This window comes from Arenibaculum sp. (genome assembly GCF_035998295.1).
Taxonomy (GTDB): Bacteria; Pseudomonadota; Alphaproteobacteria; order Azospirillales; family Azospirillaceae; genus DASYHS01.
In genome coordinates this window covers 30,871-43,693 of record NZ_DASYHS010000142.1, presented here as the reverse complement: position 1 = coordinate 43,693, position 12,823 = coordinate 30,871, and the positions used below count along the sequence as shown (strand labels likewise).

The 12,823-nt window shown below is 71.5% G+C and carries 15 protein-coding genes; 10 read left to right on the top strand and 5 right to left on the bottom strand.

Features of this window, described 5'->3' with window-relative positions; translation table 11 throughout:
- The coding region (locus VGO20_RS13970; protein WP_327502972.1) for a LysR substrate-binding domain-containing protein at positions 1-925 on the bottom strand (925 nt) is incomplete at its 3' end.
- Positions 926-1,032: 107 nt separating this feature from the next.
- Between VGO20_RS13970 and VGO20_RS13965 the strand changes: the two genes are divergently transcribed.
- Both VGO20_RS13965 and ahpD read left to right on the top strand, forming a co-directional pair.
- Positions 1,033-1,572: a peroxiredoxin gene (locus tag VGO20_RS13965; protein ID WP_327502971.1), complete on the top strand. Its 540-nt coding sequence runs from the start codon at positions 1,033-1,035 to the stop codon at positions 1,570-1,572.
- 60 nt (positions 1,573-1,632) lie between these two features.
- A complete protein-coding gene (gene ahpD, locus VGO20_RS13960) occupies positions 1,633-2,175 on the top strand; it encodes an alkylhydroperoxidase, AhpD family (protein WP_327502970.1) in 543 nt (180 codons plus the stop codon).
- 33 nt (positions 2,176-2,208) lie between these two features.
- Here ahpD and VGO20_RS13955 read toward each other — a convergent pair whose 3' ends face one another.
- From VGO20_RS13955 to trhA, 3 genes are all read right to left on the bottom strand, one after another.
- Positions 2,209-2,847 (bottom strand): LysE family translocator, encoded by a 639-nt coding sequence (locus tag VGO20_RS13955; protein WP_327502969.1) that lies wholly within the window; start codon positions 2,845-2,847, stop codon positions 2,209-2,211.
- 111 nt (positions 2,848-2,958) lie between these two features.
- A complete protein-coding gene (locus tag VGO20_RS13950) occupies positions 2,959-4,137 on the bottom strand; it encodes an iron-containing alcohol dehydrogenase (RefSeq protein ID WP_327502968.1) in 1,179 nt (392 codons plus the stop codon).
- 93 nt (positions 4,138-4,230) lie between these two features.
- The gene (trhA, locus tag VGO20_RS13945) at positions 4,231-4,911 is read right to left on the bottom strand and encodes a PAQR family membrane homeostasis protein TrhA (protein ID WP_327502967.1); all 681 of its coding nucleotides are present in this window, start codon (positions 4,909-4,911) and stop codon (positions 4,231-4,233) included.
- Between the two features lie 134 nt (positions 4,912-5,045).
- On the opposite strand from trhA, the gene VGO20_RS13940 reads away from it, so the two are divergent.
- Together VGO20_RS13940 and VGO20_RS13935 are read left to right on the top strand one after the other, a co-directional pair.
- Positions 5,046-6,035 carry a BMP family lipoprotein gene (locus VGO20_RS13940; protein WP_327502966.1) on the top strand — a complete coding sequence of 330 codons (990 nt, stop codon included), beginning with the start codon at positions 5,046-5,048 and terminating at the stop codon, positions 6,033-6,035.
- Positions 6,036-6,061: 26 nt separating this feature from the next.
- The gene (locus VGO20_RS13935; protein ID WP_327502965.1) at positions 6,062-7,621 is read left to right on the top strand and encodes an ABC transporter ATP-binding protein; all 1,560 of its coding nucleotides are present in this window, start codon (positions 6,062-6,064) and stop codon (positions 7,619-7,621) included.
- Here the strand turns inward: VGO20_RS13935 and VGO20_RS13930 are convergent.
- Complete coding sequence (locus VGO20_RS13930; protein WP_327502964.1) at positions 7,599-7,790, bottom strand: hypothetical protein; 192 nt, start codon at positions 7,788-7,790, stop codon at positions 7,599-7,601. The two genes, VGO20_RS13935 and VGO20_RS13930, sit on opposite strands and share 23 nt — an antisense overlap.
- Positions 7,791-7,873: 83 nt before the next feature.
- Here VGO20_RS13930 and VGO20_RS13925 point away from each other — a divergent pair, with 83 nt between their 5' ends.
- From VGO20_RS13925 to deoC, 6 genes are all read left to right on the top strand, one after another.
- Positions 7,874-8,524 carry a hypothetical protein gene (locus tag VGO20_RS13925; RefSeq protein ID WP_327502963.1) on the top strand — a complete coding sequence of 217 codons (651 nt, stop codon included), beginning with the start codon at positions 7,874-7,876 and terminating at the stop codon, positions 8,522-8,524.
- A 153-nt stretch (positions 8,525-8,677) separates the two neighbouring features.
- A complete protein-coding gene (locus tag VGO20_RS13920; RefSeq protein ID WP_327502962.1) occupies positions 8,678-9,820 on the top strand; it encodes an ABC transporter permease in 1,143 nt (380 codons plus the stop codon).
- A 13-nt stretch (positions 9,821-9,833) separates the two neighbouring features.
- Positions 9,834-10,808, top strand: a complete 975-nt coding sequence (locus VGO20_RS13915; RefSeq protein ID WP_327502961.1) for an ABC transporter permease — start codon at positions 9,834-9,836, stop codon at positions 10,806-10,808.
- 5 nt (positions 10,809-10,813) lie between these two features.
- Positions 10,814-11,242, top strand: a complete 429-nt coding sequence (gene cdd / locus VGO20_RS13910; RefSeq protein WP_327502960.1) for a cytidine deaminase — start codon at positions 10,814-10,816, stop codon at positions 11,240-11,242.
- A 2-nt stretch (positions 11,243-11,244) separates the two neighbouring features.
- The gene (locus tag VGO20_RS13905; RefSeq protein WP_327502973.1) at positions 11,245-12,060 is read left to right on the top strand and encodes a purine-nucleoside phosphorylase; all 816 of its coding nucleotides are present in this window, start codon (positions 11,245-11,247) and stop codon (positions 12,058-12,060) included.
- Complete coding sequence (gene deoC / locus VGO20_RS13900) at positions 12,057-12,812, top strand: deoxyribose-phosphate aldolase (protein WP_327502959.1); 756 nt, start codon at positions 12,057-12,059, stop codon at positions 12,810-12,812. The genes VGO20_RS13905 and deoC overlap by 4 nt, the downstream gene beginning before the upstream one ends.
- Positions 12,813-12,823: the final 11 nt, after the last annotated feature.

Here is a 12,823-nt window from a genome sequence, read left to right as displayed (position 1 = left end):
CCATCTCCTGCACCGGCTGCGCCCCCGGCGGCAGATGGGTCCGCAGGAAGTCGGCGAGGATGCGGAACTCGGCGCCGCGCGCGGCCTCCCGGCGCCAGACTAGGGCGATGCGGCGCCTCGGCACCGGGTCGGCGAAGGGCCGGATCTCGACCGAGCCGTTGGGCGCCGTCGCCCCCGTCACGGAAAGCGCAGGCAGCAGGGTCACCCCGATGCGGCTCGCGACCATCTCGCGCACGGTGTCGAGCGAGGTGGCGGCGAAGGTGTCGCGGTCGCCGGGCGCGCTGAAGCGGCACACCGCCAGCGCCTGGTCGCGCAGGCAATGCCCCTCCTCCAGCAGCAGCAGCCGCTCGCCCGCGAGGTCGCGCTCGGTCAGGCGGTCGGACGCGGCGAGCCGATGGCCGGCCGGCAGGGCCACGACGAACGGCTCGTCGTAGACCGCCACGCAGTCCAGCGACGGCTCGTCCAGCGGCAGCGCCAGCAGCAGCACGTCGACCTCTCCCGCCTTCAGCCGGTCGATCAGCCGTTCCGTCTGCTCCTCGCGCAGATAGAGGCGGAGCTGCGGATGGGCCTCGCGCAGCGCCGGCAGCACCCGGGGCAGCAGATAGGGTCCGACCGTCGGGATCACGCCCAGGCGCAGGTCGGCCGACAGCGGCCGCGCGGCGCTGCGCGCGCCGTCGGCCAGGTCCTGCACCGCCCCCAGGATCGCGCGCGCGCGCGCCACGACCTCGGCTCCGGCCGGCGTCAGCAGCACGCGGCGCTTCGTGCGTTCCAGAAGCTGCGCACCCAGCGCCTCCTCGAGCTGCTGGATCTGCGCCGACAGGCTCGGCTGGCTGACATTGGCCGCCTCGGCGGCGCGGCCGAAATGGAGCGTGTCCGCGACCGCGACGAGGTAGCGGAGCTGACGCAGGGTGATCGCCTGACTCATCGGCGCATCCTATCACCGTGTTCCGAACTTCCTATTGGATTTCCCAACCCTTTACCCACAATTTTGGACCTATTCCAATTCTCACTCAGCACCATGGAGCGCTTTTCATGCTGACCGTTGGCGACAAGTTCCCGGCATTCGATCTCAAGGCGACGGTCTCCACCGACGTCAAGCAGGCCTTCACGCAGATCACCGACAAGAGCTACGCGGGCAAGTGGCTCGTCGTGTTCGCCTGGCCGAAGGACTTCACCTTCGTGTGCCCGACCGAGATCGCGGCCTTCGGCCGGCTGAACTCCGAGTTCGCCGACCGCGACGCCCAGGTGCTCGGCCTGTCGACCGATAGCGAGTTCGTGCACCACGCCTGGCGCGTCCACCACGAGGACCTTCGGGACCTGCCGTTCCCGATGCTGGCCGACATCAAGCGCGACCTGTCCGAGGGGCTCGGCATCCTCGACCGTCAGGAAGGCGTGTGCCTGCGCGCGACCTTCATCGTCGATCCCGAGGGCATCATCCGCTTCGTGTCGGTCAACGACCTGAACGTCGGCCGCAACCCGGCCGAGGTCCTGCGCGTCCTCGACGCCCTGCAGACGGACGAGCTGTGCCCCTGCAACTGGCAGAAGGGCGAGGAAACCCTCCAGGCCGCCTGACCCGGGACGGGGCCGCTCCCCGCGGGCGGTCCCACCCATTTCCAACCGAGGAGAAGCCCGATGTCGATCGACGCGCTGAAGGCCAGGCTGCCCGACTACGCCAAGGACCTGCGCCTCAACCTGTCCAACGTCTTCAACAGCACCAACCTGACCCCGCAGCAGGTCTGGGGCACGGCCGTCGCCTCGGCGATCGCGGCGCGCAACGCCGACCTCGTCCGCGCCGTCACGGCCGCCGCGGCCGACCATCTGGACGAGACCGCGCTCAACGCCGCCAAGGCGGCCGCCGCGGTGATGGGGATGAACAACATCTACTACCGGTTCGTCCACCTGTCCTCGACCACGGACTACGCGCAGATGCCGGCCCGCCTGCGCATGAACGTGATCGGCAATCCCGGCGTCGACAAGCTGGACTTCGAGCTGTGGTCGCTCGCCGTCTCCGCGGTCAACGGCTGCGGGATGTGCATCGAGAGCCACGAGCGCGAGGTCGTGAAGAAGGGCGCCGGCAAGGAGGCCGTGCAGGACACGGTGCGTATCGCCTCCGTGATCCATGCGGTCGCGGTCACCCTCGATGCCGAGGACGCGCTGGAGCGGGTCGCGGCCTGACCGGCTTCACGCGGTCAGGCTGGTGTGCGGGACTCACGCCAGCGCCAGAACGGCGGTGACGAGGGCGTAGAGGCCGCACCCCGCGAGCAGCACGGCCGCTATGCGGTTCACCGCCGCGAACCAGCCGTCGGTGATGCGGTGGCGCATCACCGCCACGCCGGAGTTCAGCAGCAGCCACCACGCCGCCGAGCCGGCGAAGACGCCGGCCACGAGAGTGGCGGCGTCGAACCGGCCTAGCTGGCCGCCGAGCCCGAACGCCGCGAGCACGGCGACGAAGGCCATGATCGTGAGCGGGTTGCCCATGGTCAGGACGAGCCCGGTGGCGAAGTTCGCGGCCAGTCCGGCCGGGTCCGGCGGCCCGTCCGCGCCGGGCTGCGGCCGGGACGTCGCCACGGCGCCCCTGATCGCGACCGCCAGCATGAAGATGCCGCCGAAGAGCCGGAACAGGCCTTCGTGCCCGGCCATCCATTCGATGACGGCCTGCAGTCCGAAGGCGGCGACGGCACCGTAGAAGGTGTCGGCGACGGCGGCGCCCAGCCCCGTGGCGAGCCCCATGGCCGGACCGTGCTGCAGCGTGCGCCGGATGCACAGCAGGCCGATCGGCCCGACTGGGGCGGCGATGGCGAAGCCAAGAACGACGCCCTGCAGCAATACGCCCAGCCCCTCCGGCACCCGCCCTCTCTCCGCCTTCCATGCGACCGGCGCGGAGTGTGCAGCCCCTCCGTTTAATTATTCTTAACCCTCCCCGACGGCCCCCGAGCTCACACCCCGGGGCCGGCGAGTTCAGGCCGGCAGGCCGCCGGGGGTGTAGACCTCGCGGTACAGCGCCACCATCTCCCCGGCGCTCGGGACCCGCGGATTGTTGGCGGGCGACCCCGACGCCAGCGCCTGCTCCGCCATGACCGGCATTAGGTCGCGGTAGCGCCGGGCATCGACGCCGTACTCCGCCGGGCTCGGCACCTTGAGGTCCCGGTTCAGCGCGATCAGCGCCCCGATCAGCGCCGCCCCCGCCTCCCCGTCCTCCGCCTCGGGCGGGACGAGGTCCATCGCGCGCGCGCAGTCGGCGTAGCGCCCCGGCGCCGCCGGCAGCGAGAACGCGGTGACGGCCGGCAGCAGCATCGCGTTCGACAGGCCGTGGGGGACGTGGAAATGGGCCCCGATCGGCCGGCTCATCCCATGCACCAGCGCGACCGACGCGTTCGAGAACGCGATCCCCGCCTGGGTCGCGGCCAGCATCATCTCGGCGCGCGCGTGCCGGTTCGACGGCTCGAAGCAGGCGAGGCGGAGGTTGCGCCACACCTTGCCCATGGCCGCCAGCGCCATGCTGTCGGCGAACGGGTTGGCGCGCCGGCTGACATAGGCCTCGATCGCATGGGTCAGCGTGTCGATGCCGGTATCCGCGGTCAGCCGGAACGGGCAGGTCAGGGTGAACTCGTAGTCGACGATCGCGACGCGCGGCAGCACGCCCGGCCCGGCGATCAGCATCTTCTCGTCGGTCTCGGTGTCGGTGATCACTGTGAAGCGGGTCGCCTCCGAGCCGGTGCCCGCCGTGGTCGGGATCGCGACCACCGGCAGCCCGTCGCGCGGGATCGGGTTCGGGACCTTGTAGTCGCGCATCCGCCCGCCATTGGCCGCGAGCACGCCCATGGCCTTGGCGGTGTCGATCGGCGAGCCGCCGCCGAGCGCCACCATCCCGTCGAACCCGCCGCCCGCGAGCACGCGGGTGCCGGCCTCGACGACGTCGGTCGTGGGGTCCGGGACGGTGTCGGCGAACACGGAATGGGGAATGCCGGCCGCTTCCAGCGGGCCGGTCAGCCGGGCGAGCGCGCCGCTGTCGCGCAGGAAGCCGTCCGTGACGATCAGCGGGCGCCTCACGCCCGTGCGCTCCAGCACCTCGGCGATCCGGGCGACGGAGCCGCCGCCGATCAGCATGAGCGGCGGGACGGTGATGCTGGCGATCATGCTGCCTCCTGGTGCTTGCCCGAACGGTGGGGTCCGGTCGTGGCCGGCCTATCATAGCCGGCCCATCATAGCCGATCAGGGCGCCGGCGCCACTCACGCGGCGTTCGGCGCGGCGACGTAGAGGTATATGGACAGGAAATGGCTGGCGCTGCCGCAGAGCACGAACAGGTGCCAGACCGCGTGGTTGAAGGGCAGGCCTTCCCAAAGATAGAACAGCACGCCGCCGGTATAGGCGAGGCCGCCGAGCGCCAGCAGGAGCAGGCCCTCCGTCTCGATCGACCGCATCAGCGGACCCAGCGCCAGCACCCCGATCCAGCCCATCGCGAGATAGAAGACGAGCGAGGCGCGCTCGTACCGGTCGAGGCACATCACCTTGAAGGCGATGCCGGCCGCCGCCGCCGTCCAGATGGCCGCGAACAGGAGCCAGCCCGCCGCCCCGCCCATGCCGATCAGGGCGTAGGGCGTGTAGGTGCCGGCGATCAGCAGGAAGATCGCGGCGTGGTCGAACAGGCGGAACAGCCGCCGGGCCCTCCGGTGCCGGACGGAGTGGTAGAGCGTGCTCGCGAGGTAGAGGATCACCAGCGTCGCGCCGTAGACCGCCAGCGCCAGCACGTGCTCCAGCGTCCCGTGCACCGTGCCCAGCACGACCAGCAGGACGAAGGCCGCCGCCGCCAGCAGCGTGCCGATGCCGTGGGTCACTGCGTTGGCGAGTTCCTCGGCAAGGGTGTGCTCCTGCTCGCCGGGATGGATCCTCAGTCCTTGACGGGTCCGCATGGCGGTGGTTTCCCGGGACGGTTCGCGCGTGCCTTTCGTTAACGTCTCAGCCGGACGAAAGATTTCCCCTGTAAGCGGGTTAATACCGGCGCTATCTTTTCGCCGAACCCATGGACAGGGAGAGAATGGGAATCATGAGGACGCTTCTCGCCGCGCTGGCGGCAACGACCATCCTTGGCGCCGGCATCGGCGCCGGTTCGGCGCAGGCACAGGATTTCCAGCCCGCGATCGTCTATGACATGGGCGGAAAGTTCGACAAGAGCTTCAACGAGGCCGCGTACCGCGGCGCCGAGCAGTTCCGCGAGGAGAGCGGGATCGCCTACCGCGAGTTCGAGGTCACCAACGAGGCCCAGCGCGAGCAGGCCCTGCGCAACATGGCGCGGCGCGGCGCCGACGTCATCGTGGGCGTCGGCTTCGCCCAGGCGACCGCCATGGAGAAGATCGCGCAGGAGTTCCCCGACACGAAGTTCTGCATCATCGACGGCGTGGTCGAGCAGCCCAACGTCCAGTCGATCCTGTTCAAGGAGCACGAGGGCTCGTTCCTGGTCGGCATGCTGGCGGGCATGAAGTCCGGCACCGGCACGGTCGGCTTCGTCGGCGGCATGGACATCCCGCTGATCCGCAACTTCGCGACCGGCTACGAGCAGGGCGTCAAGCACGTCCGGCCCGACGCCGAGGTGATCCAGAACATGACCGGCACCACGCCGGCGGCCTGGAACGACCCCGCGCGCGGCGCCGAGCTGGCGCGCAGCCAGTTCGACCGCGGCGCCGACGTCGTCTACGCGGCCGCGGGCGCCACCGGGCTCGGCGTTCTGCGGGCGGCGGACGACGCCGGCAAGTTCTCGGTCGGCGTCGACAGCAACCAGAACTTCCTGCATCCCGGCTCGGTGCTGACCTCGATGCTGAAGCGGGTCGACACCGCCGTCTACGAATGCATGAAGAACGCGCAGGAAGGCACGCTGGAAGGCGGGGTCCGCTCGCTCGGTCTCGCGGAAGGCGGCGTCGACTACGCGATCGACGAGCACAACCGCGACCTGATCACGCCGGAGATGGAGCAGAAGGTCGAGGAGGCGAAGGCGCAGATCATCGCGGGCGACCTGAAGGTGGAGCCGTACCAGCAGTAACGGACCGGAACGGGAGGGCGGACGGCATGGCTGAGGACACCACCGTGCGGGCGATGACGCCCGCCCTCGAGGTCCGCGACGTCGACAAGTGGTTCGGGACGAACCAGGCCAACCGGCGCGTGTCGATGTCGGTGCGCCGCGGCACGATCCACGGCGTCGTCGGCGAGAACGGCGCCGGCAAGTCGACGATCATGAGCATTGTCTACGGCTATCTCCGGGCCGACGACGGGATGGTCCTGGTGAACGGCGAGCCGGTCTCGATCCGCAGCCCGCGGGACGCGATCGCCGCCGGGATCGGCATGGTCCACCAGCACTTCATGCTGGTGGACACCTTCACCGTGATCGAGAACGTGCTGCTGGGCGCCGAGGGCGGCCCGACGCTCGGCCCCGGAATGGCCCGCGCGAGGGAGGCGCTGGAGCGCATCCAGCGCGACTACGGCCTCGAGGTCGACCTGGACGCCGTGGTCGGCGAGCTGCCGGTCGGCAGCCAGCAGCGGGTCGAGATCCTGAAGGCGCTGTTCCGCGGCGCCGACATACTGATCCTGGACGAGCCGACCGGGGTCCTGACCCCGCAGGAGGCCGACCACCTCTTCCGCATCCTGCGCGCGCTGCGCGAGCAGGGAAAGACGGTCGTCATCATCACCCACAAGCTGCGCGAGATCATGGACCTGACCGACTGGGTCACCGTGATGCGGCGCGGCGAGGTCGTGGCGCATCTGCGCACGCCCGAGACCTCGCGCGAGCGCCTTGCCGAGCTGATGGTCGGCCGCAAGGTGCTGCTGCGGGTCGAGAAGCAGCCGGCCCGGCCGGGCGAAGTCCTGCTCGAGGCGCGCGACCTGACCGTCGTCGATGCCCACGGCGTGCCGCGGGTCAAGGGCGTCGGCTTCCAGGTCCGGGCAGGCGAGATCGTCGGCATCGCCGGCGTTTCCGGCAACGGCCAGTCGGAGCTGCTGGAGACGCTGGCGGGCATCCGGCCGCCGGCCTCGGGCACGGTCCTGCTGAAGGGCCGCGACATCACCCGCGACCGCGAGGCGTTCACCGCCCGCGGCCTGCGCCGCGCCGGCGTCGCCCATGTCCCGGAGGACCGCCAGAAGGTCGGCCTCGTCACCGCCTTCACCGCGAGCGAGTGCAGCATCCTCGGATACCACGACGCGCCCGACTACAACGGGGCGGTCCTGATGGACCTGCGCGCCGTCGAGGCGCGCTGCGCGCGGGAGATGAAGGACTACGACGTCCGCCCGCCGATCCCGCAGCTCCGCTCCGGGAACTTCTCCGGCGGCAACCAGCAGAAGCTGGTGCTCGCGCGCGAGATCGAGCGCAACCCCGACGTGCTCCTGGTCGGGCAGCCGACCCGCGGCGTCGACATCGGCGCGATCGAGTTCATCCACCGCCGCCTGGTCGCGATGCGCGACGCCGGCAAGGCGATCCTGCTCGTCTCGGTCGAGCTGGACGAGATCATGAGCCTGTCCGACCGTATCCTGGTGATGTTCGACGGCCACCTCGTCGGCGAGATGCCCGCCGGCCAGGCCAACGAGCGCCAGCTCGGCCTGATGATGGCCGGCGTCACCGCCGAGGCGGCGGATTAGACCGCCCGCGGCCGCCCCGGCGCCGGGACGCGAGGGTCATCGCGATCCAGATCGCGACGCCGATCCCGATGCCTGTCGCGACGTCGCCCAGCGCGATCCCGACCGCGGCGCCGATCGCCACGCCGACCCCCACGCCCGCTCCCGGGCCGATGATTTTCCCGGCTTTCATGGGTCGGCATCCTAGCCCCGATCCCGTCCGGGTGTGAACCTCCGGGCGCCTCGCGCTGTTGGGGACCGCAGGAGGTCCCCGCCATGAAATTGACCGCTCCGGTCGCAGCCCTGCTTCTCGCCGCCCTGGCCGCGCCCCTGTCGGCCCCCCGGGCAGCCCCCGTAGAGGTGCTCGTGCCGTCGCCCTGCATCGCGACGCTCGCCGCCATGGAACGCCCGCCGGGCGTCCTGTTCGCGCCCGACACCTTGGACACGCTGGAGGAGATGGCCGAGCAGGCCGTCGCCTTCGCCGACATCGGCAACGAGGACGCCTGCGCCACGCGCCTCCAGCAGATCGTGGTCATCATCGACCAGCATCTGCCGGACGAAAGCATGTGGGAGGAGCATGTCGGCCGGCTCCAGGCCTCGCGCCCGCTCCGGCCCGGGGACGACGTCGACGGCGCCGAGGTGTGGAGCCCGCGCGGCGACTGGCTCGGCGAGGCCGAGCGGTTCGTGCTCGCCCCCGACCGCACCGCCTACCTGCTGGTTTCCCGCGGCGGCTGGTTCTCGCCCGGCCGCGGCATCGTCGCCGTCCCGGTCGAGAGGGTGCGGATCACCGGGGACGACGCCCTCGTCGTGCCGGTCACCGAGGAGACGTTCCGCTCGGCCCCCGCGGTCGAGGACGAGGAGGATTTCGCCGCCACCGACGCCTGGGTCGCCCCCGTCGACCGCTTCTGGCGCGACGCCCGGTCGTAGCGCGACCCATCATCCACCCGACCGGCGGGGGCCACCGAACCGCGTAGCACCCGGCCCCGTCCACGAAACGGGGCGCCAGCGGCCTTGCCACGCGCGGCGGGCCGGGGCAAGGTCGCGGGTGGGGCATCGCAAGGCCCCGCACAGGGAAACGACATGGCAGGCGGCTCCGTGGGCAAAGGTTTCGGGCAGCCGGGCGAGATCCCGGGCTGGGTCAACTACGCATTGCTGCCGCTGCTGAACCTGACGGCGGCCTTCGTCATCTCCGGGCTCGTGATCCTGGTGATCGGCGAGAACCCGATCGCGGCGCTGGAGGTGCTGGTCTACGGCGCGGTGGGCTATCCGGAGGCGGTCGGGTTCACGCTCTACTATGCGACCAACTTCGTCTTCACCGGCCTCGCGGTCGCGATCGCGTTCCATTGCGGCCTGTTCAACATCGGCGGCGAGGGGCAGGCCCTGATCGGCGGCCTCGGCGTCGGGCTGGTCGGCCTGTCGCTCGGCGGCTGGCCGTGGTGGGCCGCCGCCCCGGTCGCCGTGCTGGCGGCGGCGCTGTTCGGTGCCGGCTGGGCCTTCGTCCCGGCCATCCTCCAGGCCAAGCGCGGCAGCCACATCGTCATCACGACGATCATGTTCAACTTCATCGCCGCCTCGCTGATGACCTACCTGATGGTCGACGTGCTGCGCAGCCCCGGCCAGCAGTCGCCCGAGAGCCGCGCCTTCGACCAGAGCACCTGGCTCCCCTTCATGCACGAGGCGCTCGGCTGGTTCGGCATCGAGGTCGCGCGCTCGCCGCTGAACCTGTCCTTCGTGTGGGCGCTCGCCTGCTGCGCCATCTTCTGGGTCCTGGTGTGGCACACGCGCTGGGGCTACGAGATCCGCACGGTCGGCCAGAACGAGCGCGCGGCCGTCTATGCCGGCATCTCGCCGGCGCGCAACATCGTCCTCGCCATGGCGCTCTCGGGCGCCTTCGCCGGGATGGTCGGCTTCAACGAGGTGCTCGGCGTGCATCACCGTCTGATCCTCGGCTTCACCGGCGGGGTCGGCTTCGTCGGCATCGCGGTGGCGCTGATGGGCCGCAACCACCCGATCGGGATCGTGCTGGCCGCCCTGCTGTTCGGGGCGCTGTACCAGGGCGGCACGGAACTGACCTTCGACTTCCCGAACATCAACCGCGAGATGGTGGTCGTGATCCAGGGCCTCGTGATCCTGTTCGCAGGCGCGATGGAGAACCTGTTCCGCCCGCGCGTCGAGGCGGCGTTCCGCAACCGGGCCAGGCAGGCCCGGGCCGCTGCCGAGTGAGGAGGACCCTGGGATGGAAGACCTGTTCCCGATCCTCGTCTCCCTGATGGCCGCGACCGCGCGCGTCGCGACGCCGCTCGTGCTGGCAGCACTCGCCGGCCTGTTCTGCGAGCGCGCGGGCGTCATCGACATCGGCCTCGAGGGCAAGATGCTGGCCGGCGCCTTCGCCGCCGCGGCCGCGGCGGTCGTGACCGGAAGCCCCTGGATCGGGCTGCTGGCCGCCATCGGGGCCGGCGTAGCACTGGCGTGGCTGCACGGCTACGCCTGCATCACGCTGCACGGCAACCAGGTCGTCAGCGGCATGGCGATCAACATCCTGGTCGCCGGCCTCGCCCCGACGCTGGCCTTCGCCTGGTTCCAGGCCGGCGGCCAGACGCCCCTGCTGGAGCAGGAGGCCCGCTTCCAGGTGATCCACCTGCCCTTCGCGCGGGACCTCGCCGACGTGCCGGTGCTGGGACCGCTCTATTCCGGCCTGATCAGCGGGCACAACCTGATCGTCTACTTCGCGGCCCTGATGGTCCCGCTCTCGGCCTGGGTGCTGTACCGCTCGCGCTTCGGGCTGCGCCTGCGCGCGGTCGGCGAGAACCCGAGCGCGGTCGACACCGCCGGCATCTCGGTGACGGGGATGCGCTACGCCGCGATCACGATCACCGGGGCCCTGACCGGCATCGCCGGCGCCTATCTCTCGACCGCCCACGGCGCCGGCTTCGTGCGCGACATGACGGCCGGCATGGGCTTCCTGGCCCTGGCGGCGCTGATCTTCGGCAAGTGGCGCCCGCTGCCCACGCTGCTGGCCTGCCTGCTGTTCGCCTTCACCGATGCGGTCCAGGTGCGCCTCCAGGGCGTCGTGCTGCCCGGCATCGGCACGATCCCGGTGCAGTTCATCCAGATGCTGCCCTATGTGCTGACGGTCCTGCTGCTGGCCGGCTTCGTCGGCAAGGCCATCGCCCCGAAGGCGAGCGGCATTCCCTACGTGAAGGAACGGTGAGCGCGATGAGTACGCTCGACGACATGATCGCCAAGGCCCACGACGCCATGGGCCGCGCCCACGCCCCCTATTCCCGCTTCCATGTCGGTTGCTGCATCCGCGGCGCGTCCGGCGCGCTCTATGCCGCCGCCAACGTCGAGAACGCCGCGTATCCGCAGGGCCAGTGCGCCGAGGCTTCGGCGATCGGCATGATGGTGGTCGGCGGCGACCGGCGCATCGCCGAGGTGGTCGTGATGGGCGGCGCCGAGGGCGACGGCGCGCTGTGCACGCCGTGCGGCGGCTGCCGCCAGCGCCTGCGCGAGTTCGCCGCCCCGGACACCCGCATCCATGTCTGCGGGCCGGAAGGGCTGCGCCGCAGCTTCACCCTCGACGAGCTGCTGCCCTTCTCCTTCGGTCCCGACAACCTCGACCGGCCGGCGGGAGACGCGCCGTGACGATGCCGGTCGAGAAGGCCGCCGCCGCCGTGCGCGAGCGCGCGCCGGGCGCGGCGCCGCGGGTCGGCATCGTGCTCGGCTCGGGCCTGGGCGGTCTCGCCGACCGGATCGAGGACGCGGTCGCTATCCCTTATGCCGAGCTGCCGGGCTTCCCGCGCCCGGGCGTGCACGGCCATGCCGGGCGGCTGGTGCTGGGCCGGCTCGGCGGGGTCGAGGTCGCCTGCCTGCAGGGCCGGGTCCACGCCTACGAGGGCCAGGGCACGGACGGGGTGCGGATGCTGATCCGCACCTTGTCGCGGATCGGCTGCGAGGCGGTGATGCTGACCTGCGCCGCCGGCTCGCTGCGCGCCGAGGTCGGGCCGGGCTCGGTGATGATGATCGCGGACCACATCAACCTTCTGGGCACGAACCCGCTGGTCGGCCCCAACGACGACGAGTTCGGCCCCCGCTTCCCGAGCATGGTCGACGCCTGGGACCCGGAACTGCGCGCGATGCTGTCGCAAGCCGCGGGGCGCGTGGGCGTGCCCCTCGCCGAAGGCGTCTACTGCGCCTTCCTCGGCCCCAGCTTCGAGACCCCGGCCGAGGTCCGCATGATCCGGACGCTCGGCGCCGACGCGGTCGGCATGTCGACGGTGCCGGAATGCATCGTCGCGCGCCATTGCGGGCTGCGCGTGCTGGGCATGGCGGTGATCACCAATCTCGGCGTCGGCATCGGCGACGGCGAGGTCAGCCACGACCAGACGCTGCGCGCCGCGGCCGCGGCGGCCGCCGACCTGGAGCGCCTCGCCGTCGCCTTCCTGGAGGAGTACGGACGATGACCCCGCGCGAGACCGCCGCCCGCGCCCTGCCGCTGCTGGACCTGACCAGCCTCAACGACGACGACACGGACGAACGCATCGAGGCGCTGTGCGCCCGCGCGGTCACGCCGGCCGGCCGGGTCGCGGCGGTGTGCATCTATCCCCGCTTCGTCCCGCTCGCCCGCCGCCTGCTCGCCGGGACCGGAGTGCGCATCGCCACCGTCGTCAATTTCCCCGAAGGCACGGCGCCGCCGGCGCGGGTCGCGGACGACACCGCTGCCGCGGTCGCCGACGGCGCGGACGAGATCGACGTCGTGATGCCCTGGCGCGCACTGGCGGCCGGAGACGCGCAGGCCGTGCGCGCCGTGCTCGGCGCCTGCCGTGGGGCGTGTCCCGGCAGCACGCTGAAGGTGATCCTGGAGACGGGCGGCCTCGCCGACCCTGGCCTGGTCGGCGCGGCGTCGCGCCTGGCCCTGGAGGCCGGCGCCGACTTCCTGAAGACCTCGACCGGCAAGCTCCAGCCGGCCGCCACGCCGGAGGCGGCGGCCGTGATGATGACGGCGATCCGCGACGCCGGGGCCGCGGCCGGCTTCAAGGCGGCCGGCGGCATCCGCGACACGGCCGCCGCCGCGGCCTATCTCGGCCTCGCCGACGCCATCCTGGGCGCCGGCTGGGCCTCGCCCGCCACCTTCCGCTTCGGCGCCAGCGGGCTGCTGGACGCGTTGCTGGCCGACCTGGGCATGGGCCCGGCCGGGCCGTCGTCGGGTTACTGAGGAGAGAAGCA

What these genes read in the sequence shown, in the direction of transcription:
- VGO20_RS13915 (WP_327502961.1), top strand. Translation starts at nt 9,834, where the DNA reads ATGGAAGACCTGTTCCCGATCCTCGTCTCCCTGATGGCCGCGACCGCG.
- ahpD (WP_327502970.1), top strand. Translation starts at nt 1,633, where the DNA reads ATGTCGATCGACGCGCTGAAGGCCAGGCTGCCCGACTACGCCAAGGAC.
- cdd (WP_327502960.1), top strand. Translation starts at nt 10,814, where the DNA reads ATGAGTACGCTCGACGACATGATCGCCAAGGCCCACGACGCCATGGGC.
- VGO20_RS13925 (WP_327502963.1), top strand. Translation starts at nt 7,874, where the DNA reads ATGAAATTGACCGCTCCGGTCGCAGCCCTGCTTCTCGCCGCCCTGGCC.
- trhA (WP_327502967.1), bottom strand. Translation starts at nt 4,911, where the DNA reads ATGCGGACCCGTCAAGGACTGAGGATCCATCCCGGCGAGCAGGAGCAC.
- VGO20_RS13950 (WP_327502968.1), bottom strand. Translation starts at nt 4,137, where the DNA reads ATGATCGCCAGCATCACCGTCCCGCCGCTCATGCTGATCGGCGGCGGC.
- VGO20_RS13965 (WP_327502971.1), top strand. Translation starts at nt 1,033, where the DNA reads ATGCTGACCGTTGGCGACAAGTTCCCGGCATTCGATCTCAAGGCGACG.
- VGO20_RS13905 (WP_327502973.1), top strand. Translation starts at nt 11,245, where the DNA reads ATGCCGGTCGAGAAGGCCGCCGCCGCCGTGCGCGAGCGCGCGCCGGGC.
- VGO20_RS13930 (WP_327502964.1), bottom strand. Translation starts at nt 7,790, where the DNA reads ATGAAAGCCGGGAAAATCATCGGCCCGGGAGCGGGCGTGGGGGTCGGC.
- VGO20_RS13940 (WP_327502966.1), top strand. Translation starts at nt 5,046, where the DNA reads ATGAGGACGCTTCTCGCCGCGCTGGCGGCAACGACCATCCTTGGCGCC.
- deoC (WP_327502959.1), top strand. Translation starts at nt 12,057, where the DNA reads ATGACCCCGCGCGAGACCGCCGCCCGCGCCCTGCCGCTGCTGGACCTG.
- VGO20_RS13920 (WP_327502962.1), top strand. Translation starts at nt 8,678, where the DNA reads ATGGCAGGCGGCTCCGTGGGCAAAGGTTTCGGGCAGCCGGGCGAGATC.
- VGO20_RS13935 (WP_327502965.1), top strand. Translation starts at nt 6,062, where the DNA reads ATGGCTGAGGACACCACCGTGCGGGCGATGACGCCCGCCCTCGAGGTC.